We start from the raw sequence: 25114 nt of genomic DNA on the forward strand, positions 1-25114 counted from the left end.
GAATTCCTTACGGAGTCCTCTTTTTTAGTAGATATTTAGCATTTTAGGCTTATTTTTAGATTAAAAATTTTTCACTCTTTAAATAGAAATGCTTGATAACTGTAGTCAGTAAAATATATAGAACAAGTATACCAAATACTACCCACATGAATTCAATTGGCATCTTGCCAAAACCCAGTTTTGTTGCCAAAAATGAAAATGGGATCAATGTTCCAATTACTCCAGCTCCAAATGTAGCTAAAGTTACTCCAGGTGCAGCATGCTGTTTAATAAACGGCAAACGTGGATCACGCAAAGCATGAATCACCATTTCCTGAGTCCAAAGTGATTCAATAAACCAACCAGTATGGAAAAGTGCCACAAATGCCACTTTTTGTGTTGCTCCCAGTGCGCTGTAATTTCCACCTGTTAATTGGGGACAAATCACAAAGAATAATAAGGCAAATGTCAAAATATCAAAAACAGATGAAGTTGGGCCGAAATAAAACATGAATTTAGGCAGCTTTTTGGTTGACCAGGTACGTGGCTCTTTTAAAAACTTATCAGACATATCATCAAATGGCAGTGACAGACAACTAGTTCCATAGAGCAGGTCAAGAACTAACAGCTGCAATGGCAGCATTGGCAGGAACGGCAGGAAAGAAGAAGCTACCATAATTGACAGGATATTACCAAAATTGGAAGAAAGCGTGATCTTGATATATTTCATAGTGTTGCCAAATACTTTGCGCCCGATTCTCACGCCTTCTTCTAGTACATTCAAATCTTTATGCAGCAGAATAATATCAGCTGATTCCTTGGCAATATCCACAGCAGTATCAACAGAAATTGAGACATCAGCTGCTTTCATTGCTGGCGCGTCATTGATGCCATCGCCCATATAACCAACAGTATGACCATTTTTCTTTAGCAGGTTAATGATTTTAGTTTTATCTTCTGGTGATAATTTGACAAAAATGTTGCACTCTTCCACCATTTTAGCTAATTCTTCTGGTTTCTTACCCTCTAAATCTGCACCTGAATAAACTGTGTCAACATTCAAACCCACTTGCAGACCTACAGTTCTGGTAACAGCTTCATTGTCACCTGTTAAAATTTTAACGTTAATGCCGTCATATTTTAGACGAGCTAATGCATCTTTAGCGCTCTCTTTAGGAGGATCAAGAAAGGCCAGATAACCACATAAAATAAGGTCATTCTCATCTTTAACCGAAAATTCGCCAACAGGAGCAGGATTACGCTTATAGCCCAGCATGATAACGCGCAAACCATCATCATTCATATCGTTCACTTTGGCCATTACTTTTTGTTTTCGTTCAGGAGTTAAAGGTAAAATTTGCCCGTCAACTTCAAGTTTAGTGGCCACAGCCATCATTTCTTCTGAAGCACCCTTAGTTACTAACAGGTGCTCACCATGTTGCTCATCAGAGTTTTCCACCACTACGCTCATGCGTCTTCTGGAAAAATCAAAGGGAATTTCATCAATTTTATTGTAATCACGCTGAATTTCACTGATGTCTAGTTCATCGCCAGCAGCTTCAATAATTGCTTTATCAATCAGATTTTTCATTCCCGTTTGATAATTAGAATTAAGATAACCTAATTCCAAAATACGCGGATTTTCTCTTAAGTTGAGATCATAATGACGTTCCAAAACTACTTTATCCTGCGTTAATGTTCCCGTTTTATCCGTACACAAGATATCAGCAGAGCCAAAGTTTTGAATTGAATTCATCTTTTTAACAATTGTGCCTTTTTTGGACATCTCAATTGACCCCTTGACTAGATTGGTGGTCACAATTACAGGCAGCATCTCAGGGGTTAAGCCAACAGCTGTAGCAATTGAGAAAATTAAAGCATTGACCCAGTCACCTTTGGTAATGCCATTAATGATAAGGACCAAAGGTGCAATGATCGCAGTCATGATAATCAATAATTTAGAAACATTTTTGATACCAATGTCAAAGGTAGTATTCTTAACATCATTATGTGAAATATCATGAGCCAGTTTGCCGAATATAGTTCTCTCACCAGTAGCAAATACAATGCCCAAACCTGAGCCGGATACGATTGTCGTACCCTCGTAGAGAATGTTGGGGTAATCAAGATAGTCGCGATCAGCACCAAGTTTAGGTTTTTCTGTAGCAATCTTTTCTACTGGATTTGATTCACCATTTAAAGAACTAGATGAACAAAAGAGGTCCTTACTAGTCAAAAGGCGCATATCGGCTGGTACCATATCTCCAGCAGCCAGGCGAATTACATCACCTACCACTACTTCACTGGTATCAATTTCCTGGTCTTTGCCATCACGAATAATATCTGTTGTGACAGAAACCATTTTTAATAGTGAATCTACCGCATTTGAGGACCTAACGTTTTGTACAAAACTGGTAATACCAGAAATTAAGACCATCGTTAGCATAATGGCAACGGTTGTCAGATCTTTTTCACCTGCTGGCACAAAGATATAATCAGTAAACAAAGACAAAGTTGCTAGAACTAGCAATACTAATGTAAAAGGAGTAATAAAAGCTTCAGCTAAAAAACGCAACTTAGAATTATGTTTATTTGAAGCAATAGTATTAGAACCGTATTCCTCCCTATTTTCTTCAGCCTGCTTGCTGGTTAGTCCGTTACTGCTCGCATGTAGCCTCGCCAAAGTTTCTGATCTGCTTTCCTTGGCAATTGCCTTGACCAGTGCCAAATCTTTGTTGCTAGTTGTGCCATTTGGTTTTTTCAGCATTATCCCCACTCCTCATCACATAATTAATCCAAACAAACTAAAAAAGAGCCGCCCATGCTAACCGCTTGGCGTCCCTTTTCAATAGGTATTATTATACTCATCGTTCAGTTTTAACACTACGTGACGTAAGTCTTACAGCTAGCTATCTGGTTTTCGCCTTATATCGACGAAAACTATTTGACCCGTTGGCATCTCTGGATGTTTCCGGGCGATAGCATTTGTTCACGTAGGAGTCTCACCTAACAGTTTATTTGTTGTTTATTTAATTTGCATTGTGAGTGTAATACATAACACATGATAAAGTCAATATTTTTATCTTTTTTTATTTTTCTTTTTTTAGGTTCAAATTATTTTTGAAGAAATAAATCAAACCGCCAATTAATAAAGCAAGCGCCAAGGCTATAGGCAAGGCCAACCTATGAGGGTGAGAAAGCTGTGCTCGCTCATCACTGGTCAAATCATACTTATCCAGTGAATATTGGTAACGTTGATCAATAGTAGTGGCACATGCTCTAAATACGAAACGCAAGCCTTCATTAAATTTCTTTTTATTAGTGCTACGCAATTTATCTGATTGCGATCGAATGATATTGCCTCGCACATCGGCCGAAAATGCGCTGTGCAAGTCTTTACTGGAATAAATTTGCACGTTGCGCTTTTTATTTTTAGTACCAACAACAATAAAAACCGTCCGCTTATACTTATTTAACTTTGCTGGTGTCAAGTGATCAGTGCGATTCACCGTTTTTACAATAATTTGTGGCTGCTCACTAGTTTGAAAATAACGATCATTTTTCGCTAAAATTAATTTGCTGGTTTCACGCTCAAGCAGATTGCTGTTATCTTTAATATTAGGACTTGAAAAACCGGTCATTGTTAGAAAAATACCAATTAAAGCAGTAAATAATACTAGTTTAGTTTTCAGCGTCTTCCAGTTTATGGGCCAGTTGCTCCACATATTGCCGATCGATCTTAATTTGTTCATAAGGAACCCCGCAGTCTTTAAAAAGTTTAATCGCAAGTGGGCTGTCATTGTAATCAAAGTAATAATTGATTTTTTTCACTCCAGCCTGCACTAATGCTTTAGCACAATTATAACAGGGAAAGTGTGTGACATAAATTTCTGTGTCATCGGTTGAAACGCCGTTACGCGCACATTGAATCAGTGAATTCATTTCAGAATGAATGGTGCGCACGCAGTGCCCATCAACCAGTTGGTGTCCAACATCATCGCAATGAGGTTGTCCCGTAACAGAACCGTTATAACCGGTGCCAATGATCCGATTCTTTTTTACCAAAACACTGCCTACTAATGCCCGATCACATGTTGAGCGCTGAGCAATTACTAAGGCCTGCATCATAAAGTACTGCTTCCAAGGAATTCGCTTACGCATTTTTTTACCTCTTAAAATAATTCAAACCGATTGCATCCCTTACCTCTTGTAAGGTCTGGTTAGCTACCTCGTTTGCTTTCTTAGAGCCCTCAATTAACATATCATAGACAGCAGATGTATCCTGTTCATATTTAGAGCGTCGCTCGCGTATTGGAGCCAATTCTTTTTCCAAGACTGTATTTAAATAACGCTTAATTTTGACATCACCCAAGCCGCCTTTTTGGTAATCTTCCTTCAATTGCGCTACCTTATTCTTGTCAGGATCAAAAATATCAAGGTAGGTAAAGACAGTATTGCCCTCTACTTTGCCTGGATCTTCAACATGAATGTGCTGGGGATCAGTATACATTGACATTACTTTTTGTTCAACGGTCTTGGCATCGTCAGAAAGATAAATAGCATTATTTAAGGATTTGGACATTTTGGCATTGCCATCTAAGCCGGGTAAGCGTCCTTCGCCTTTTTCCGGGAAGTAACCTTTAGGTTCTACTAATACATTGCAGTTATAAACACGGTTAAAGGTCCGCACAATTTCACGTGCTTGTTCTAGCATTGGCTCTTGGTCATCACCAACCGGCACCAAAGTCGCTTTGAAAGCTGTGATGTCAGCTGCCTGTGATACTGGATAATTTAAGAAGCCCACGGGAATGGAATCGTTAAATCCCTTTTGTTTGATCTCGGCTTTAACAGTTGGATTACGCTCCAAGCGGCTAACTGTAACTAAATCCATATAATAGGCTGTCAATTCAAACAAAGCTGGTATTTGTGATTGGATAAAAACTGTAGAAATTTCAGGATCAATGCCAACTGCTAAATAGTCCAGCGCTACCTGAATTAAACTTTTTTGAATTTTTTCAGGATTACGGGCATTGTCAGTCAGTGCTTGCGTATCAGCAATCATAATATAAGGATGATATTCACCGGAATTTTGTAATTTGACCCTGTTTTTTAACGAGCCAATATAATGTCCCACATGCAATTTTCCTGTTGGGCGGTCACCTGTAAGGATAACTTTCTTTTTCATTATAATCTGCCTTCCTTAAATAATTAAAATCTTTTTAATATAATAATTTATAATAATTCTACCAAAAATCATACAATGATTAAACATGGAGGAAAAAATGTGCAATCAATTTCAGCTGCCAAGTCTGGCAGAAATTAAAAAATACTTAGCAAACGACTTAAATTTACCTCTAGTAGAACCGGCAAGTAATTTGCCCCAAAATCAAAATATTTTTCCTAAGGGAATTGCTCCGGTACTAGTCTACGTAAATAATCAATTACAATTGCTGCCTAAATCTTGGGGTTATCCTAGTCCGTATGATCCAAACAAAGTCATATTTAATGCGCGAATTGAACGCTTTTTTGAAGAAAAAAGGTCAATGTGGGACTCTTCTTTTGCCAAGTCTCGCTGTATTATTGTTGCCAGCCAATTTTTTGAATCAGGACATAATACTTATTCCGCTGAAAATGGTCATACTTACCATGAACGCTTCAGTTTCAAGAATGCAAATGCTGCTCTGACACTAATTGCCGGGATTTACCAAAAGGATCATTTTTCAATGGTTACTACTCAGCCAAATAGGACTTACGCTGAAGTTCATAACCGGATGCCTTTAGTTCTCGAGGCTGCTGAACTGCGCCAATGGCTATTTCAGAATTTTTCATCCTTAGTTGACCGTAGCCAGTTAAGTCTTGATTCTGTTAAGTTGCCACCTAAAAAGTAACAATATCTCCAAATTAATGCAAATAGCTTTTCACTCCTATTTATTATTACGCAAAGTTAGACTGGAACTATTAAAAAATGATATTACTTTAGGAAATTTTCCCTTCTCCTAACAGCTTACTTGTAAAATTTTAAAAAACAAAACTTGGTTTCGAAAACGAAACATGGTAAACTGTTTGAGTAATGCGGGTATAGTTTAATGGTAAAATGTTAGCTTCCCAAGCTGAAGATGCGGGTTCGATTCACGCTATCCGCTTAAATAAAAAGCAATAGCTTTAATAGCTGTTGCTTTTTTTGTTTATCAAATTATTAATTTAAGGCTATTATATCTGTTTTGTTCATATAATGTTTAAATATACTATAAATATATTTTAATTTAATTTTATATATTTATAATTAATTTAGTGTTAATATAAATTTAGTTATTATTTTTAAAATTAATGTCAGTTTTGTTCTAGTTTTAATTTTGAAAGGTCAAAAGGTATAATAATGAATTCAAAATTTAATTTACACGGCAGAGAAAAATTAATATTAATCAGTGTCGTTACAGCAACTCTAGGTTTAATTGCTATGAATCCTGCTGTCATTAAAGCTGACACTACAGTAGCTAAACCCTTGACTACAAAAAGAGAAGCAATTAATAAGCATAAAAGCAAGCGGAAAATATTTTATCAAAATAATAACAGTTTAAAAGTCAAGGATACATGCGATAATACTAATAATTTTGTTTCTAATAATACAGACGTTAGTCCATTAAAAAGAGTTGTTACCACTAACACAAATTCTAATCCTACTCTTAGTACTGCAGAACAACTTCAGCCATCAAATATCCAAAACATAAAAGATGCGCAAAAATCCTCAGCAGGAACAATGTTATTGAAGGAAGAGGATCCTGAATCAGTAATGACTGGTGAATGGGACGGATTAAAAGTAACGCTTGATACTGATACACGTATATGCACAATTTCAAGTGGTACAATTACTGATCCTGATCAACTTATTCCCTATATTCCCAATACATACGGACTCGCTGAAACATTAAAGTTTGATGGTCCTTTGAAAATTATTGGTAAAGCAAACGGGATATTTTCTGGCCTTGCTTACACGACTAAAATTGAAGGTTTAGAAAATATTGATACATCTCAAGTTACCAGTATGAGTCAAATGTTTAGTGGATGTGAGAAGTTAAAACAACTTGATTTAAGCAGTTTCGACACCAGAAAAGTTACCAATATGTACGCAATGTTTCAAAATTGTAAATGTCTTACCAGCTTATCCCTTAAAAACTTTGATACGGCCAAAGTTAATGAAATGACTAACATGTTTAATAATTGCACCAACCTATCCAGTTTAGATCTTAGCAGCTTTAATACTTCTCAAGTCAAGAGGATGTTTAGCATGTTTGGCTATTGTACTAGTCTTTCCAGCCTAGATCTTAAGAATTTTGATACTGCTAAAGTGCTTGAAATGTCAGCCATGTTTAGCAATTGTATTAACTTGAAAACATTGGATATCAGCAATTTCAATACGCTTTCTGCAAAGAAAAGTTACATGCTAGCCGAAGCGTCTAATTTGAATACTTTAATTTTAGGACCAAATTGTTCTCTTAAAAATACTGCACTAGATAGACCTGGTTTTTGGCTAAATATTGGCAGCGGCACTATGGAACATCCCGAAGGCAGCAAACATTGGACATCCAAAGAATTAATGTCCAAATATACAGGTGAACAAGATCATGATACTTATGTTAGAACAAATTCTGCAGTCATAGAGCATTTTCTGGATGAATCAGGAAAAAGCATAGCTTCAGATAATGCTTTAACTGGAAACAGTGGTGAACAATATTCCAGTAATTCCAAAGACATTAATGGCTATATTTTAAAAACTAGTCCGACAAACACCAAAGGAACTTTTTCTGACCAAATCCAAGAGGTTACTTATGTTTATGCTAAGAAACCGAGACAAACTGGCTCCCACTATATTGGAGAAGGAATCGTTACAGTTCACTATCAAGATGAAACCGGCCAGCAACTTGCTCCTGATCAGGTTCTAAACGGTAATGTCGGAGATGGTTATCTTACGCAAGAAGTAAAATTGACTGGCTATAATTTGACCCAAAGACCAAATAATGCCACTGGTTTCTATACTGATAGACCACAAAGTGTCACCTATATTTACTCGAAAAACGTCACAAACTGGACTGCAGTGAGGAGAACAGTTCTTCATAATTCCTATCTGTACGACCAAAATGGCAGTCGTAAAACTGGCGAATACTTTATGGGCAAGACCATTTGGACCTATGGCGCTAAAGTTATTCAGAGCAAGAAGTATTACGAATTAGGTCAAAATAACTATATTAAGGCTACTAACGTCTCAGGTGTTAAGCGCAAGCTCAGGCGCAACAGCTACGTTTACAGTAAAGCGTCTAAAAAGCTGCAGCTAAAAGCCCTAAAGAAGGGGCAAAAAGTTAGAACTTATGGCGCAGCCGTTAAGATACACCGGAAGTTATATTATATCGTAGGGAAAAACCAATACGTCAAAAAGAGTAACTTTTAATAAATATTACAAGTAAAAAAATAAGAGTCAGGCAATTTTTTCTGACTCTTATTTTATTACTTTAAGTCATAATCATTAGGAGAACCCCATTTAAAATTGCTAAATAGATCGGCATCCATAAGGTTTGCGTATAAAGGTACGACCAAGCAAAAAGTGCTCCAAAAATTATATTAATTAGTAATAGTGGCAGTGAGCTTTGCCAATTAAGTAAACTAAACAGAATTCCCGAAGTCAATATTCCTAGAATTGCAGTTAAAACAGTATTGCTCCTAAAAGCATAATTGAATAAAAAGCCGGTAATTAAAAATTCTTGTAGTATTGGTAAAACGATACCAATTGCAACTACTAAAAACCAGTAAGTTATTGTTGTTTCATGATGCAAATATGCAATTTGAAAATTATATAATTTAAGTCTGCCATAGGATTGCAACCAGGAAACACTGATACGCAATGCTGTTACCACAGCAGTCAAACCAACGATCAAGCCAAAATTGCTAAGCCAAGATCCCGCGAAACTACGGTCAAAAAAGCGTTGTTCCCTATTAAAGCGATAAATAAAAAACAGTGAAACCATTAATGAGATAGTTGCAAATAAAATTAGATCCCAAATATGAATTGGTGAATTAGCAGTAACTAACTTAATCACCCCGGCAACCATCAAATAGCTAATAAAATAAATAAGATAGCGTATTATGTTGCCCTGCCTTGATGCTGGTGTATTCACAAAAATTACCTCTATACTATTATGTACCTTACAAGTTCCATATTATAGCAAAAAAAGATATCTATATAAAATATCAAGGTAATTTTTCTTAATCTACACTGATATTATTTATATCTTCTAAAGCAATTTTTTGTCCGTCAACAATAATGCCGTCTTCACTATAACCATTGACAAAGCCGCAAATATCAGCTGGTAATTGATTATCGCTGTTCATAACTTTAACCTGCAGATGTACCATGCGGTGATTGCCATATGCTTTGAGCAGCTGCAAGCTTATTTCTTCTATACTCATAGTATCTTTAACGGGATGCTTCACGCTGCGCTTTTGCTTATCTTTATTAATTGCCATAGTATGATCGCTCAAAAAGAAACCCTGCCACTTTTTCATTTTGCGATCTTGGTAATTCTTAAAAAAGTCTTGAACTACTTTATCAAAATCATTCATATGCATTTCCACCATTATGTCCACCAACTAAACTGCTGCGCCTTATTGCCGTAGCGCCCTTAGACAAACTTGAGGCTTTGACTAAACTGGTAAAACCATATTTTTTTCTAATTTTGTCAACAGTTATATTTATAGTACGTTTTTTTATCTGTTCAGTGGCCGAAACAAAAAAAGTTAATTGCTGGCAATTATCAGGTTCTAAGCGACTACAATTGACTCCTAAGGCTCGGACCGTTTCTCCATGCCAGTTTTTACGGAAAAGAGCCAGTATTTCTTCAACTAATAAATCATTATCATTAGTAGGGCAAATTTTTTGCTGCACATTAAAGCCCTTACGACTGCCATCTTGTTCGTACTTAGAAAAGCCAACAAACAAGCTGATACAGCCTGCTTGTAAACGGTGTGCCCTTATTCTGGCACCCACCTGCTCGCCTATTTCACGTAAAACTATTTCTATTTCTCGCTGATTCGTATAATCACGGTTTAAAATCTGTGAATTGCCGTAATTTTTCATTATGGGAAAATATTTTTCACTAATAATGCTACGATCAACTCCCCAGCTAATCGCAAATAGCTGTTCGCCAATCACGCCAAACTCATTTTTTAAAATTGCTGGATCAGTATGAGCCAATTCATACATATTGTTAATATGCAGGCGGCGCAAACGTGCAGCTATTCTTTTGCCAATCCCCCAAACTTCTTCCATATCTTTAATTTGCCAAATTGTATCGGGTACATCAATATAATGCCAATAATCAATCATCGAACACCGATGTTTAGCAGAAATGTCCATAGCTAGTTTAGCTAGCAGTGGATTCTCTCCTATTCCGCAAGTAGTATAAAGACCAATCTTATTTTTTATTTCTACCTGAATTTTGCGAGCAACCAGATAAGGATCATCCCCAAACAAACGCCAAGACTTGGTCATATCAATCATACTTTCATCAATTGAGTAAACATGGATATCTTCATCTGATGCATATTTCTGAAAAATTTTCAATACCTGCATGCTACGTTTAATATACAAATTCATATGTGGGTCTGCCAAAATAAGGTCTGGCGCTTCTTTTTTCGTAGGTAAATCACGTACCCGCATAACATTAGTTAACCCATATTTTTTCTTTGCTAAAGGTGAGGCTGCCATAATTAGCCCCGAGCCGTAATTTGTATGTGGCTGATGCGAAACAACTGCTAACACAGCTTTCATTGGGTTTAGACCTAATTGAAGTGCCTCACAACTGGCAAAAAATGATTTGTTATCAATCATAAAAATTAAACGATGGGGCTCATAACGATAATCATACATTGCTTTCACTTCCTAATGCAAACTCATGTTCGCTAAAATAAATTATACAAACACCAGTTCGAATAATCAAGTGAAAAATTATTCAATTGCTTCAATCGTTACCCGATATTCTCCTGCCGGAGCAGCAACATTGACGGTTTTTCCAACTTCTTTTTTCATGATTGCCTGACCTAAAGGTGAGTCGAAAGCAATTTTACCAGCTCCAATATCAGCTTCCATACGACCGACAACCTGGTATGTTTCAGTTTCTGGATCATCAGCAAATTTTAGTGTGACCGTCTTACCTAAATCTACTTTGCCATCAGCCTTTTTCTCAATGATTTCGGCATATTTCAATTGCTTCTCCAGATAACGCAAACGGCTTTGAAGGTGGCCTAAATCGCGTTTTGCTTCCGTATATTCAGTATTTTCCGATAAGTCGCCTAATGAGCGCGCTTCCTGCAAAATTTTAATTCTTCGAGGTCGGTCCTTTTTCAAATCAGCAATTTCATCTTTAATTTTTTGATAGCCCTGCGGCGTCATTTTTTGATAATAAACCAAAATATTTTTCTCCAATTTTTTAATTTCAATATTATCCACAAGCTATAAATTCCGCTATGGAGGTTTTCTTTCTTATAAATTAGCACTCTAAAAATAATAGTGCTAATTATTTCCTTTTTATGAATCTGCATACTATAATAATAATTGTAAGGAAGAAATGAAAGTCTTCTGTTACAAATATATAAATTTTGAAAGGAAGTTTTTTACTATGGCAAATGATATGATGAATCGGCACAATGATTTATTCGATGCGATGAACGATTGGTTTGATCTTCCAAGAAAATTTTTCGATGATAACGAAGTAGCAAAATTAATGCAATCAGATGTTGTTGAAAACGACAAAGAATACGTAATCAAAGTTGACATGCCTGGAATGGACAAGGATAAAATTCACCTAAATTACAATAATGGTATTTTAAGTGTATCAGGTTCAAGAAAGTCATTTAAAGATATGTCCAAGGATAACAGCATTATTCACCGTGAAAGAAGTGAAGGTCACATTTCACGCAGCTTCAGATTACCAAACGTAGTTGCAAGTGATATTCATGCCAAATACGATAACGGTGTATTGACAATTACCCTGCCAAAGCAACAAGCTGGCGCAAGCGATAACTCAATCCAAATTGACTAATTGTCTTCAAATTATCAAAGTATATTAACTCACTGAAATAGCAGAAAGTCTATTTAAATTTGTCTGAACTGTTTTTAAAATAAAACATATCAGAAGCACCAAAATAAGCCATCCTGATCAAAGTCGGGATGGCTTATTTTGTTTCTAGCTACTTTTTAGATTTTTCTTTAGCAGCAGATTTAGTAGTAAAGTTTTGAGACTATGTTTCATTTAAAATTCCAGGATTATTAACAGAACCTGTTATTTTAAATATTATTTTTGCACGTACTTCCTTCTATAGATTCTTTTATGTAGTATTTAAAATTCGCAAAGACAATTGATATCTATTAGCAATAGTTTTAATCTAATAATATTAGTAAAATTTAATATTTAAAATTTTGCACCTTTGTCATTGTTAATACTAGGACTGCTAAAGTTTAGGCTTAACTCTTTCTTCTCTTCTTTTCCCAATTTCAAGATTATTAGTTATTAACCTCAAATAATAGCTGCCCAGTCCACCACAGCCAGTGACGTTAAACCTAGGGCAAGTTTTCCTTAGGAGGAGTATAAATTGAGCAAAAATAATGACATATACATAGAAAATCGAGCTTCGAGTGCTGCTAAAAAAATAAATAAATTGAACATACCAGATGAAATTAAAAAACAATTAATTGATAAGAAAGTTTTTGATTTTTGGTTTAACAATAAAGAATTAAGAGCCCTGTCAGATAATATTGATATTGCAGGCGGTGAGAGTATCCAGTATGCAGCTAGTGGCAAATACGATAATCATACTGCACTGATAATTTGTACAAACATGCGTGTAATGATAATTAATAAGAACATGTTTATTGGGGGAGATTTTACAGATATACCACTTAATATGATTAATGGTGTATCAATAAAAACGCGACTTTTCTTATCTGACATTCAAATAACTAATGGAGCAACAAATATTTTTCTTAACGATTTAGATAAAACTGCTGCACCAATTTTAGCAGATACTATTAAAAGCATGTCACAGAATTACCAACAAAGTATTCAAAATGTTCCAGTACAAAATACAACAGATAATACTCAAGATATGATTGCAGAATTAAAGCAATTAAAAGAGTTAGTTGATGAGGGAATATTGACTGAAGAAGAATTTTCGGCTAAGAAGAAACAAGTTTTAGGATTATAAAACCAAAGCATGGTCAGCTATTGAACTCGTTTTTCTTTTAGATTAAAATATAAGGTAATTTAAAAATAGATTAAAAAAGGAGAATATATATTATGGCTCACAAACTAACTGTTCAAGAACTAGAAGAGTTTGCGAAAAACTTTAATGAAAAACCGCAAAATCAAGTTGTGGCACGAGCTGCTCAAAAAAGTGGTGTTTTTGCAGCATCTTACAATGAACGTGTTCAAGGCGAATTGACCCGTGTATTTTCAACAGAGCTGGATACTGAAAATGTTACTAACCAGCGCCAGTCAGGTCGTTGCTGGGAATTTGCCACCTTAAATATTTTACGGCATTATTTTGGCAAAAAATATCACTGCAAGAATTTTACTTTCTCGCAAAGTTACAACTTTTTCTGGGATAAAATAGAGCGAGCAAATATTTTTTATGACAATATTTTAGCTACTGCTGATGAACCGCTTGATTCCCGTACCGTAAAAGCTTATTTAAACGGCGCTGGTGGAGATGGTGGTCAATTCCACATGGGTGCAGCTTTAATCGAAAAATACGGTGTTGTGCCTTCTTATGCAATGCCTGAAAGTTTTAATACCAATAACACTGCCGGTTTAGGTAAAGCTTTGGGCGATAAACTGAAAAAAGACGCTCTGGTTTTACGCAAGTTAAAGCAAGACGGTAAAGATGATGAAATAGAAAAAGCCCGTAAGAAGTTCTTAAGTGAAATTTACCAAATAACAGCAATTGCAGTTGGAGAACCACCTAAGAAATTTGACTTGGAATACCGTGATGATGACAAGAAATATCACTTGGACAAAGATTTAACTCCACTAGAATTTTTGCATAAATACATGGGCGATGTTGACTTTAATGATTACGTTGTATTGTCTAATGCACCAGATCATGAATATGATAAATTATATGGGTTGCCATTTGAAGATAACGTTGAAGGGTCATACCGCATCAAATTCTTGAATGTCCCAATGGAATACTTGGAAACTGCAGCTGTTAACCAATTAAAAGATGGTGAAGCTGTTTGGTTTGGTAATGATGTTGGTGAACAAAGCGATCGTAAAAAAGGATATCTTGACAGCGACTTATATAAACTAAGTGATCTTTTTGGCGTTGACCTCAAGATGTCCAAAGCTGACCGCTTGCGTACCGGTGCTGGCGCTTCAACTCACGCAATGGCTTTTGTTGGTGTTGATGAAGATGGTGGCCATGTGCGTCAATGGAAAGTTGAAAATTCCTGGGGTGAAAAGAACGGTGACAAGGGTTTCTTTGTTATGAACAATGATTGGTTCAATGACTATGTTTATGAAGTTGTTGTCCACAAAAAGTACTTGACACCAGAACAAGTAGCTATTGCTGAAGGTCCAATTACAGACTTACCAGCTTGGGATTCACTAGCTTAAGCGAATTTATAACTAATAAAAAGACGAAATTCAAAAACGAATTTCGTCTTTTTTATATTACAAATAATTATTTACTTGCCACGTAATAATAGCTCGTCAAATCTCTTAAAGAACAGATTTTTATTAGCTTTAGTTACTAAAGTAATTTCCCGTCCATTCGGGTCGTTTTCCATGCGTCCAGCAGCCAATCCCTGTGTAACCACCTTTACCCTGTGCTTTTCAGTGGCCAAAACGACTTCGGGGTAAAGAGCACTAATTGTCGTTAATACATCCCAAAAATAAAGCTGCGAGCTTGGAATTGGAGGATTAACCAGCAGACAATAACCTTGCGCAACCAAGTCTACAGCTGGATGTTCACGCAAACTGGCCCAATGCATTCTTAATTTATCAGTTAATGGCAATTCTTCACTACTTTCAAGGCCAATAATCTGCATAGGAATATTTGATTGCAGAACCTTCTTAACAGCAAACGGATCCCAAAAGGCATTCCATTCTTGCGTACCATCAACATTAACCTGAACAACATTACCATGACCATCAAGAGAGCCGCCCATCCAGTATAGCTGCTCAATTTTATCCGCAATTTTGGGATTAGTATCCAGCGCACGAGCCAAGTCGGTTAAAGGTCCCGTCATAACTAACGTGACAGGCTGCTTTGCTGCCAAAATTTTTTCAACCATGTCTAAATGAGCCGGTTTTACTGCAATTTTAGTAATCACTTTCCCAGATTCGTTTAATAACGGCAGGTAATTAAATGAATATGCTGCTTTACGCCAGGCTTCCGGAAACTGATTGACAGCTCTTGAATCTGATTTGGCAATTTCTAATTGATCGCCTCTTAAGTTAAACCGGTCTGTCATCTTTCGACACACCTCAACAGCCGGGTCAACGTAACCATCAGCATCAATTGCACTAACACCTAGCAATTTAATATCCGGTGCTTGCAAGAGTAACAAATATGATACTAAATCATCAATATTACCGTCATGATTAAAATAAATTTTTTTCATTATTCTTCCCTATTTTGACTTAATATAGTTCTGGCCATCTGCTGCTGGAGCAACGGATTTTCCAAAGAACAAAACTAAAACTAAAATGGTAATTACATAAGGAGCAATCTGCATGTAAACAGCAGGAATGTGACTAAAGAACGGTAATTGGTTGCCGATAATACTGATACTTTGAGCAAAACCAAAGAAAAGCGAAGCTAGCATTGCACCTAATGGATTCCACTTACCAAAAATCATGGCTGCTAACGCCATAAAACCTTGCCCCACGATAGTAGAAACTGAAAAGTTGCCTGAAATTGCTTCCGCAAAAACTGCTCCGCCAATTCCGCCTAAAAAGCCGGATATTAGCACGCCAGCGTAGCGCATACCATAAACATTGATCCCTAAAGTATCAGCTGCTTGGGGATTTTCACCACAGGAACGCAGACGCAAGCCAAAGCGAGTTTTATACAAAATCCACCATAGTGCGATTGACACAATTATTGCCAGCCAGGCAGGTGCAGAAGTATTTTGAAAGAAAATTGGTCCAATGACAGGAATATTTGCTAATCCAGGAAAACTAAAGTAGCCGAAACTCTGAGTAATGTTTTCAGTTTGACCTTTATCATATATAGCTTTGACTAAAAACACTCCTAATGGTGGCGCCATAAGATTGAGGACAGTCCCACTGATGATGTGATCAGCGTGAAAATTAATGGTCGCTACAGCATGAAGCAGCGAAAATAGCAAACCTACAACTCCCCCAACAAGAAGACCAATCCAAGGAGTTGCTTTACCAAGAGCAGAAGCAAAAGTCAGGTTAAACACAATGGCAGAAAAAGCGCCCATTGTCATTATTCCTTCAAGGCCAATGTTGGTAATACCTGAATTTTCACTATAAACACCGCCTAAAGCGGTAAAAATTAATGGTGCTGAATAGACAAAAGTCGATGACACAATTAACGCTAAAATTGTAACTAAATTCATGAATTTTGTCCTCCCTGGGTCTTTGTAGAACTCACTGTAACATTATTTGCTTCAGTTTCTTCAGTCGCTGTATCTTTTTGGATTTCTTTAGCCCTTTTAGTTTTAAACAATAATCCAATTACATATTGAATAGCAACAAAGAAAATGATAGCAGCAATTACTATTGAAACAATTTCATAAGGTATACCGGCAATGGTTTGCATCCCTAAACCGCCAATTTTTAAAATTGAAAATAATAGTGAAGCCAGTAAAATGCCAACGGCTGTTCCACCACCAAGAAGAGCAACGGACAGACCATCCCAGCCGATATCTAAGCTGGTCGTTTGGGTGAAATAGTTTTGATATGTGCCAAGACCTTGAACAACACCGCCTAAGCCAGCAAATCCACCAGATAATAACATAGAAAGCATGATATTCTTTTTGGCTGACATTCCTGCATAACGACTCGCCGCAGCATTGGTACCAACTGAACGAATTTCAAAACCTGTAGTAGTTTTTCTCATTAAATACCAATATAAAAAAACTGCAACCAAAGCAATAAAAATACCTGCATTAATGCGTGAATCACCAAACATTGTGCTAAGCCATCCAATTTTCAAGCTACCATTATCAGCAATTGTTTTAGTAGTATCAGTATCAATACGCAATTTAGATGACATAACCTGTTGCATTAAATATTGACACGAATAAAGCACAATATAGTTAATCATAATGGTTGTTATGACTTCATTAGTCCCAAATTGTGCACGGAGCCAACCAGCAATACCAGCAACAAGTGCGCCAGCCAGAATGCCTGTTATTACTGCCAAAGGTAGCAAAATTGCCTTAGGCATATTAGGATTAGCCAAAACCACCCAAATAGAAGATAACCAGCCAGCTTGAGCCTGACCAGGCAAACCAATATTGAAAAAGCCGGCAGTAGAAGCTATAGCAAAACCAATAGCGGTAAAAATCAGCGGGGTAGCTTCACGGATCGTTTCACCTATACCGTTCATGTTTCCTAACGCACTGGAAAACATTGAAGTATATGCTTGAAACGGATTGTAACTCCAAACCAGCATGATGATTGCCCCTACTAAAAAGCCTGCCAAAATAGAAATGATTGGCACTAAGATTTTCTTGGTTTTTAGTGTAACTTTAAGCAAGTGCATTACCTTCTTTCTTAACGCCGGTCATTAACAAACCTAATTCTTCATCACTAGTATTTTCTGGCTTGACTTCACCTGAAATTCTACCATCGTGAAGCACAATAATTCTGTCTGACAATTGCATAATTTCATCAAGCTCATATGATATTAACAAAATTGCTTTGTCCTGAGCTCTCTCATTTAAAAGCTGATTATGAATATATTCAATGGCACCAACGTCAAGGCCACGAGTCGGCTGAAAAGCAATAATTAAATTACTGTCGCGACTTAATTCACGGGCAATAATGACTTTTTGCTGGTTACCTCCAGATAAATCACTTACAGGCATTCTTTCACTTGTAGTTCTGATATCAAATTGTTTAATTAATTTATTGGCATGTTCATGAATTACATCATAATGCATCACGTTATGGCGAGAAAATGGTTCCTTATAATAAGTTTGTAAAGCCAAATTATCAGAAATCGAAAAAGGCAGGATCAAACCATATTTTTGTCGGTCAGCAGGGATATATGACACGCCTTTTTCGGTTATTTGCCGTACCTTACAATTAGTCATATTTTCACCGTCAATCAAAATTTTGCCAGAATCAATATGTTGCAAACCGGTTAAGGCTCTGACAAGTTCATCCTGACCGTTGCCATCAATACCAGAGACTCCCAAGATTTCTCCAGCATGCAATTCAAAAGACAAACCTTTAATTACCGCAACATTTTGTTTGTTTTTAACATGTAAGTCTTCAACTTGCAACATTGTGCGTCCACCTTTTTCTGTGGGCTTATTAACCTGCATGTTAACGTGACGTCCCACCATTAATTCTGCCAAACGATTATTATCGACGTTAGCAACATCAAAAGTTCCTACGCTTTTACCAGCACGAATCACAGTTACACGATCAGCTGCTCGTTCGATTTCTTCCAGTTTATGTGTAATTAAAATGATTGATTTGCCCTCTTTTGCCAGTTCATGCAGTATTTGAATAAATTCTGTAATCTCCTGGGGGGTCAAAACAGCAGTGGGCTCATCAAAAATCATAATGTCTGCTCCACGGTAAAGAACTTTCAAAATTTCCACTCTTTGCTGTTGAGCAACCGTAATCTCACTGACCTTTTTCAGTGGGTCAACATTTAAGTTATAACGCTCAGACAAGGCCATTATTTGCTTTTCCGCTTTTTTAAAATCCAGTTTAGGACCCTTGGTAGTTTCATGACCCAAAATGATATTTTCTAAAACAGTAAAGGAATCCATCAACATAAAATGCTGGTGTACCATGCCTATACCCAAATCTTTTGCGACAGTTGGATTTTTAATATTAACCTTTTTCCCCCGAACCAAAATTGAACCTGCGGTAGGGGTAATCAAGCCAGATAAAATACTCATCAAAGTTGATTTACCTGCACCATTTTCTCCCAAAAGAGCTAAAATTTCACCTTTCCTTAAAGTCAAATTAATATCATTATTGGCTTTAAAACCGTTAAAATCCTTCACAATATGGCGCATCTCTATTACGTTCGTCATATCTTTCATTTTATGTAAATTTCCTTTTTCTAAAAAAACTCTTTGCATAAATTTACACAAAGAGTTTTAAACGTTAATTTACTTTAATTCTGCGCTACTGTTATTTTTCCGGAAACTACTTGCTGCTTAGCCTTTTGTACTGCAATCCATGCCTTTGGTGCCAGATTGCCTTTAGTAATTGAAACACCATTGCCTTTTAATGAATAAACCAGGTGCTTTCCTCCAGGGAACTTACCTTTGGCTGCATCATCAGCTAAAGATTTGGTTGCAACATTTAGTCCCTTCAATACAGAAGTTAAAGTAAAGTTAGCCTTTTTACCATCCTTTGTTTTGTAGTTTCCCAGGTTTTCCTGATCAACATCAACACCAATTACCCAAACCTTTTTATTTTCCGGCTTAGTTTGATTAAGTGCTTTAGCTTCTTGGAAAACTCCACTACCGGCAGAACCGGCAGCTTGGAAGACTACATCACAGTTGTCAGCGTACATAGATTGTGCAATTGACTTAGCTTTATCATTTGAAGTAAAGTTTCCGATATATTGCGTGCTGACACTGATCTTTTTATGTTGAGCTTTGGCAGCGTCTTTTACACCCTGTTTGAAACCTGCTTCAAAAGTATCAATGATTGCAGATTTTGCTCCGCCGATAAAACCAACTTTATTAGTTTTAGTTGAATAAGCTGCAGCTACACCACCCAAATATGATGATTCGTTACTCTTAAAAGTAACAGAAGCTACATTTTTCTGACCAGTTATCACATCGTCAACAATTACAAAATTTTTCTTAGGATTCTTCTTGGCAGCAGCCTTAACTGAATCTTTTAGCATATAACCAATACCGAATATTGTTTGGTAGCCAGACTTGGCAGCCTGATTAAAATTAGGCGTATAGTCAGTAGCACTGCTAGATTGAAAATACTGGTAGCCTTTGCCTTGTTTAAAGTTATGTTCTTTACCATAATCTTTAAAACCGGCCCAAGCAGCCTGATTGAAGGACTGATCGTTAATACCGTTGCTATCCGTAATTAACGCAATACTGTCCTTCTTGTTTTGACTGCTTGTTCCCTGCTTTTTTCCCGAGCAAGCATTCAAAAACAAAGTAAATGAAGCCATTAAGATTCCTAATGACAAAAATTTCGTAAATTTCTTACCCATTTATATTACCCTCCACAAAATACGAACTTTTCATAACTAATATTATAATAAAATACGTATTAATTCAAGATAATTATTTTTTTGGTAAGATTTAGATAAAGAAATCGGATTATCAACGAACTATTTACTTGGGTGAATTGGCACTTTAATATTGCCCTTAATTATTTCATTACGTGCCTGACGTGAATATTGCCAAGCTTTAGCACTTATTTGTCCGCGTTTGATTGAGACACCATTGGTTTTTAGGCCATAAACCAATTGCTGGCCACCTGGGAATTTACCTTCATAAGCACGGTTAGAAATATCTCGGGTAGCAACATTGACACCAGTAATCACAGAAGTCAAAACGAAGTTATCTTTTTTACCATCTTTAGTTTTATAGTTGCCTAAATGTGATTGATCAGAGTCAACACCAATAGCCCAGACTTTTTTAGCACCTGTTCTAGTTTGATTAATAGATTTAGCTTCTTGGAACAGACCATTGCCTGCTAAACCAGAAGCATGAAAGATAATATCAGCTTTTTTAGCGTACATTGACTGAGCAATGGCTTTTTCTTTGTCTGCACTCTTAAAATCACCCACATACTGATTTAGCAGTGTAATTTTTTTATGCAGCTTTTTGGCTTGATCATTAACACCTTTAGTAAAACCAGCATCAAACAAGTCAATAATATTGCCATGAGCACCACCAATGAAACCAATGACGTTGGTCTTTGTTTCAGTTGCTGCTACAACACCCGCTAAGTAAGAAGCTTGCTCACTCTTAAAATTGGCGGAGGCCACATTCTTCCGCCCCTTAATTACTTCGTCAACAATAACGTAGTTCTTTTTAGGATTCTTTTTAGCAGCTGCTTTGACAGCGTCTTTTAAGCTATAGCCAATACCAAAAATTGTCTGATAGCCAGCTTTGCTTGCTTGATCAAAATTGGGTTCAAAATCTGCAGCACTGCCAGATTGAAAATACTGGTAGCCATTACGTCCACGACTAAGACTGTGATCTTTGCCGTATTCTTTAAATCCTTGCCATGCAGACTGATTGAAAGAATTATCATTGACCCCAGCAGTATCAGTAATTAGCGCAATGGAGTGCTTGGCACTGCTGCTCGAATTACTACTACCTCCCTGCTTTTTACCTGAGCATGCTGTAAGCGCTAATCCTGCAGCGACTGCCACCGCACTAATGGAAAAGAATTTTCTAAATTTTGACTTCATCTTCTGACCTCCTATTTTTTACATTAATTAACATACCACATCTGGTACCATTGTCAAAAAATCACTACAAGATAAAGTGTTGATCTGATAGCATTTCTATTTTTTCATGAAAACGAAACTAAGCTTTATTCATAATGTTTTGTATACAACAATGAAAAAAGTTAAAATTTTCGTATAGAACTGGTTAAGCTTCTAAATCTTGGGTAAGCTTTAGTGCTAAAAATTGAAATCACCTATTGTTCAGGAATTAACGTATAATACAGTAAAAAATTTATTTATTACAGAAGAAATAAAATGAAGCTATATAAAGAATTTTTCGAATCAGAATTAGGAACATTAACGCTTTTAAGTAACGAAAATAATTTATTAGGATTATGGTTTAACGGTCAAAAATATTTTGGTGCCGGCTATGATTTGAATGTTGCCGAAGTTTTTGCAACTAGACCTATTAAACAAGCTCTAAAATGGCTAACGAACTATTTTGCTGGCCAAACTCCTGATCCATTTGTTGTACCAATTAAACCCAATGTGTCTACTTTTAGTCAAAAAGTGCTCAAAGAACTACAAAAAGTACCTTATGGTGAAGTAACCACTTATAAAGAATTATCTAATCGCGTACAAAAAGGACAAAATAAGATAAATTTGGCGCGCGCTGTTGGCAATGCAGTCAAACATAATCCAATTAGTTTAATTATTCCCTGTCACCGTGTAATTGGCAGTGATGGGTCTTTAACTGGTTATGCTGGTGGCCTTCAACGCAAGAGGACACTGTTAAAAATGGAAAATCCCCAAATCAAATTTTCCAGTCAGTTAGACTTGCTGTGATTTTTAATGTTCGTGTTTTTAAAAAGAGCAAAATAAAAGCCGCATAAGGCTATATGCAGCTTAAACATTCCATTCAGTCATAAATTCTTTCACATAATCACGCATAAATTCCGTTCTTTTTTGCGCTTCTTTTTTACCTCCAGCAGTATTCATTAAATCAGCCAAATGAAACAGTTTTTCATAAAAATGGTTAATTGTTGTTTCTGTATGTTCACGATATTGATCATGACTTACAAGCTTCTGTGGTTTGATTCTGGGGTCGTATATCACATTGCCATGAGCACCGCCATATGTAAACGCACGAGCGATGCCAATTGCACCCAAACTCTCAATGCGATCAGCATCTTGTACATATTCTCCTGATACTGGCAATTGATAATGATGCTCTATATTAGCGGAAAAAGACATATGTTGCATAGTGAATAAAATATCTTTGACTTCTAGGGAAGTAAAACCCACTTTAGGAAGCAGTTCTTTAATGTTGGCAAGAACTTGATCAGGGTCAGCACAGATTTTTTCATCAATAGTATCGTGTAAATATCCCGCAGTTTGAATAATAGCAACCATGCGGCTATCTTCATGTGCATCAGGATTATCCTGTAAATACATTTTGCTGGCCAGATGAGCTACTCGTTGTCCATGATAAAAATCATGCCCTGTTTTTTCATTTTTCAACTGCTCTTTAACAAAATCAGTTACTTTAGTTAAATCCAAGTTAATTTCCTTTCTAATTTGTAAAATACTTTTTCATAAAATAAGCAGTTCCAATAATGGCTTGGCTTTTACTTAGGCAATTTAAAGTCCCTTAGGCACCAAAATGCTCAGTTATTTTAATTTTTATGAGTACGACAACAGCTATTACTAGCTTTATTACCCTTTATATTATAAAAAAAGAGACTATTAACTTTAGTAATTTATACTACTAGTTTAATAGTCTATCTCTTTTTTTTAATTTGACCAAATTTATTTCATAACGAGCTAACAATGCTGTTAAATTAATTCTCTTTTTACTCGTATTTAAATATTTAGCTTTTTATGAGCGGGCTTGAATTTATGACTCTTAGTAATTGTACCGATGTGATCATAAGTCACAGTTGCTCGTTTAAATTGACTCAAATCTTTAGTTTTAATATAACTAACAATCAATTCACCATTTGCGACATAGTTATAAAGGGGATAATAGTTTTCATAAGTATTTGTCCCATCAACTCTGAATTTAATCGGTGTACGCCCAATCCAAAAGCCTTTGTGTTTTCCTTTGGTTTGACCATCTTGCTTCAAAGAAACAGTAAATGTGGCATCTTCCTTATTACTATAAATAATATTTTCTTTAGTTAACGTCTTACCATATTGATGATCAGTTTCACTATAACCATTATAAGCATTAGCTAAAGATCCATTGTAATCGTGAACTACAGCATGTCCTTTTTTAAACTTGTAGCCATAAGGTACATGACAATATGCTGCTGGAATTATATATTTCGTTTTGCCATCTTTTTCTTTAATATTGCTAATGAAATAACGAGTACCATTAATTGTTCCAGCACCTATAAAAATATCCCAATCATCAACTCCAGGATCGGATCTAGTTTCCAATAGTTTATTTGACGTTAAATGCCGATATGCTTGGACATTATCACCCGGGACAAAGCTGGCGTACCATTTCCTCTTTTTAATGTAATGAGCACCAGGCTTTTTAGAAAGCTTCTGCAACTTGTTATAATCCTTTGTCGTGGCAACTGGCAGAGATTTTGCCAAAATAGGCTGAGCGCTTACACCTAATGAAGCAGAACCGATAGTTAACATCGCTCCTGCAATTAACATTTTCTTAAATAATTTAATTTTCTTCATAGCAAATAAACTTCCTTACTTTAATATACATGTCAATAATTTTTCCTATTATAAATTTCACGTCTTATACTATTAGTTATATAATTAGCGCGTAATTTAGGCAACATAAAATTATAAGATTATTGATTTATTTCAACTTATTTAAGACAAAGTTTTATACATAAAGTGGTTTATAAATGTTATCATAGCAGCTTTAACAGCTGCTTTATGTTTTTGCATCACATACGAATAGAAACATAGCCATAATTATTTGCCAAAAAAATAAGCCACTTCCCAGATTTGAACTGAGGACCTCCTCCTTACCACGGCGGTGCTCTACCTTCTGAGCTAAAGTGGCAAATCAACAATAATAAAAAAGCATCCATCTCTTATAGAGCGAATACTTCAAATAATACTATATCTATTCGTTGTCTGCAATAAATCTCACAGCGGTACCGTAAGCAACCACTGACTGCATGTCGCCACTGATTGAACTAGAGTCAAAACGCATCATTACAATTGCGTCTGCTCCCTTATCCTCTGCAGCTTGACGCAGTCTTTCTAAAGATTGACTGCGTGAATCTTCAAGCATTTTGGTATAACTGTGAATTTCACCACCAACTACAGATTTTAATCCTGCACCAAAATTTTTAACAAAATTTTTGGACTGAGTCGTTAAACCAAACACTTCACCAATAATTTCATATTTTCTACCAGGTATATTTTCGGTAGTAGTTACTAACATCTCTCTGTCAGCCATTTTTTTACTCTCCTATCTGAATATTCAGATAAATATTTTACTAACATAATAGTA

At 36.1% G+C, this 25114-nt stretch carries 23 protein-coding genes, 2 tRNA genes and 1 riboswitch; of the genes, 7 read left to right on the forward strand and 18 right to left on the reverse strand.

The window, feature by feature from the left end:
- Positions 1–55 precede the first annotated feature (55 nt).
- The 4 genes from mgtA to trpS all read right to left on the reverse strand — a co-directional run bounded on the left by mgtA (position 56) and on the right by trpS (position 5164).
- Entirely contained in the window at positions 56–2746 is a 2691-nt protein-coding gene (mgtA, locus tag DKL58_RS07770) for a magnesium-translocating P-type ATPase (protein WP_109586706.1), read from the reverse strand.
- An 88-nt stretch (positions 2747–2834) separates the two neighbouring features.
- Positions 2835–3000, reverse strand: a riboswitch (M-box (ykoK) riboswitch).
- Between the two features lie 68 nt (positions 3001–3068).
- Entirely contained in the window at positions 3069–3731 is a 663-nt protein-coding gene (locus DKL58_RS07775) for a TPM domain-containing protein (RefSeq protein ID WP_370448920.1), read from the reverse strand.
- Positions 3661–4140 carry a deoxycytidylate deaminase gene (locus tag DKL58_RS07780; protein ID WP_045928576.1) on the reverse strand — a complete coding sequence of 160 codons (480 nt, stop codon included), beginning with the start codon at positions 4138–4140 and terminating at the stop codon, positions 3661–3663. Before DKL58_RS07780 ends, DKL58_RS07775 begins: the two co-directional genes overlap by 71 nt.
- Before the next feature lie 4 nt (positions 4141–4144).
- Positions 4145–5164: a tryptophan--tRNA ligase gene (trpS, locus tag DKL58_RS07785; RefSeq protein WP_045928989.1), complete on the reverse strand. Its 1020-nt coding sequence runs from the start codon at positions 5162–5164 to the stop codon at positions 4145–4147.
- Positions 5165–5261: 97 nt separating this feature from the next.
- Here trpS and DKL58_RS07790 point away from each other — a divergent pair, with 97 nt between their 5' ends.
- The 3 genes from DKL58_RS07790 to DKL58_RS07800 all read left to right on the forward strand — a co-directional run bounded on the left by DKL58_RS07790 (position 5262) and on the right by DKL58_RS07800 (position 8422).
- Positions 5262–5867, forward strand: a complete 606-nt coding sequence (locus DKL58_RS07790; RefSeq protein ID WP_109586707.1) for an SOS response-associated peptidase family protein — start codon at positions 5262–5264, stop codon at positions 5865–5867.
- Positions 5868–6051: 184 nt separating this feature from the next.
- Positions 6052–6122, forward strand: a tRNA-Gly gene (locus DKL58_RS07795).
- Between the two features lie 233 nt (positions 6123–6355).
- Positions 6356–8422, forward strand: coding sequence for a BspA family leucine-rich repeat surface protein (locus DKL58_RS07800; protein WP_109586708.1), 2067 nt, complete (start codon positions 6356–6358; stop codon positions 8420–8422).
- Between the two features lie 61 nt (positions 8423–8483).
- Here DKL58_RS07800 and DKL58_RS07805 read toward each other — a convergent pair whose 3' ends face one another.
- The 4 genes from DKL58_RS07805 to greA form a co-directional block, all read right to left on the reverse strand.
- The gene (locus DKL58_RS07805; protein WP_109586709.1) at positions 8484–9146 is read right to left on the reverse strand and encodes a CPBP family intramembrane glutamic endopeptidase; all 663 of its coding nucleotides are present in this window, start codon (positions 9144–9146) and stop codon (positions 8484–8486) included.
- 88 nt (positions 9147–9234) lie between these two features.
- Positions 9235–9591: a hypothetical protein gene (locus DKL58_RS07810; RefSeq protein ID WP_081945320.1), complete on the reverse strand. Its 357-nt coding sequence runs from the start codon at positions 9589–9591 to the stop codon at positions 9235–9237.
- On the reverse strand, positions 9584–10897 hold the full coding sequence (locus DKL58_RS07815) for a Y-family DNA polymerase (protein ID WP_109586710.1): 1314 nt from the start codon (positions 10895–10897) through the stop codon (positions 9584–9586). The genes DKL58_RS07810 and DKL58_RS07815 overlap by 8 nt, the downstream gene beginning before the upstream one ends.
- A gap of 78 nt (positions 10898–10975) precedes the next feature.
- Entirely contained in the window at positions 10976–11437 is a 462-nt protein-coding gene (gene greA / locus DKL58_RS07820; protein ID WP_109587025.1) for a transcription elongation factor GreA, read from the reverse strand.
- 208 nt (positions 11438–11645) lie between these two features.
- On the opposite strand from greA, the gene DKL58_RS07825 reads away from it, so the two are divergent.
- From DKL58_RS07825 to DKL58_RS07835, 3 genes are all read left to right on the forward strand, one after another.
- Complete coding sequence (locus tag DKL58_RS07825; protein ID WP_034978036.1) at positions 11646–12068, forward strand: Hsp20/alpha crystallin family protein; 423 nt, start codon at positions 11646–11648, stop codon at positions 12066–12068.
- 550 nt (positions 12069–12618) lie between these two features.
- The gene (locus DKL58_RS07830; protein WP_045928581.1) at positions 12619–13230 is read left to right on the forward strand and encodes a PH domain-containing protein; all 612 of its coding nucleotides are present in this window, start codon (positions 12619–12621) and stop codon (positions 13228–13230) included.
- A gap of 92 nt (positions 13231–13322) precedes the next feature.
- A complete protein-coding gene (locus DKL58_RS07835; protein ID WP_109586711.1) occupies positions 13323–14639 on the forward strand; it encodes a C1 family peptidase in 1317 nt (438 codons plus the stop codon).
- Positions 14640–14710: 71 nt separating this feature from the next.
- Here the strand turns inward: DKL58_RS07835 and DKL58_RS07840 are convergent, their stop codons facing one another.
- From DKL58_RS07840 to DKL58_RS07865, 6 genes are all read right to left on the reverse strand, one after another.
- Entirely contained in the window at positions 14711–15649 is a 939-nt protein-coding gene (locus DKL58_RS07840; RefSeq protein WP_109586712.1) for a nucleoside hydrolase, read from the reverse strand.
- A gap of 9 nt (positions 15650–15658) precedes the next feature.
- Positions 15659–16615 (reverse strand): ABC transporter permease, encoded by a 957-nt coding sequence (locus DKL58_RS07845; protein ID WP_109586713.1) that lies wholly within the window; start codon positions 16613–16615, stop codon positions 15659–15661.
- Positions 16612–17760, reverse strand: coding sequence for an ABC transporter permease (locus tag DKL58_RS07850; protein ID WP_109586714.1), 1149 nt, complete (start codon positions 17758–17760; stop codon positions 16612–16614). The genes DKL58_RS07845 and DKL58_RS07850 overlap by 4 nt, the downstream gene beginning before the upstream one ends.
- Positions 17753–19288 carry an ABC transporter ATP-binding protein gene (locus DKL58_RS07855; RefSeq protein WP_109586715.1) on the reverse strand — a complete coding sequence of 512 codons (1536 nt, stop codon included), beginning with the start codon at positions 19286–19288 and terminating at the stop codon, positions 17753–17755. The genes DKL58_RS07850 and DKL58_RS07855 overlap by 8 nt, the downstream gene beginning before the upstream one ends.
- 74 nt (positions 19289–19362) lie before the next feature.
- Positions 19363–20433 carry a BMP family lipoprotein gene (locus DKL58_RS07860; protein WP_045928587.1) on the reverse strand — a complete coding sequence of 357 codons (1071 nt, stop codon included), beginning with the start codon at positions 20431–20433 and terminating at the stop codon, positions 19363–19365.
- 120 nt (positions 20434–20553) lie between these two features.
- Entirely contained in the window at positions 20554–21645 is a 1092-nt protein-coding gene (locus DKL58_RS07865) for a BMP family lipoprotein (RefSeq protein WP_109586716.1), read from the reverse strand.
- Positions 21646–21939: 294 nt separating this feature from the next.
- On the opposite strand from DKL58_RS07865, the gene DKL58_RS07870 reads away from it, so the two are divergent.
- Positions 21940–22470 (forward strand): methylated-DNA--[protein]-cysteine S-methyltransferase, encoded by a 531-nt coding sequence (locus tag DKL58_RS07870; RefSeq protein WP_109586717.1) that lies wholly within the window; start codon positions 21940–21942, stop codon positions 22468–22470.
- 60 nt (positions 22471–22530) lie between these two features.
- On the opposite strand, the gene DKL58_RS07875 is transcribed toward DKL58_RS07870, so the two are convergent.
- From DKL58_RS07875 to DKL58_RS07890, 4 genes are all read right to left on the reverse strand, one after another.
- A complete protein-coding gene (locus DKL58_RS07875; RefSeq protein WP_045928590.1) occupies positions 22531–23184 on the reverse strand; it encodes an HD domain-containing protein in 654 nt (217 codons plus the stop codon).
- Positions 23185–23487: 303 nt separating this feature from the next.
- Entirely contained in the window at positions 23488–24321 is an 834-nt protein-coding gene (locus DKL58_RS07880) for a hypothetical protein (RefSeq protein WP_109586718.1), read from the reverse strand.
- A gap of 264 nt (positions 24322–24585) precedes the next feature.
- A tRNA-Thr gene (locus DKL58_RS07885) sits at positions 24586–24658 on the reverse strand.
- 63 nt (positions 24659–24721) lie between these two features.
- Positions 24722–25045 carry a heavy metal-binding domain-containing protein gene (locus DKL58_RS07890; RefSeq protein ID WP_420812279.1) on the reverse strand — a complete coding sequence of 108 codons (324 nt, stop codon included), beginning with the start codon at positions 25043–25045 and terminating at the stop codon, positions 24722–24724.
- Between the last annotated feature and the right edge of the window lie 69 nt (positions 25046–25114).

Origin of the sequence: Lactobacillus kullabergensis (assembly GCF_003151025.1) — a bacterium.
Lineage (GTDB): Bacteria > Bacillota > Bacilli > Lactobacillales > Lactobacillaceae > Lactobacillus > Lactobacillus kullabergensis.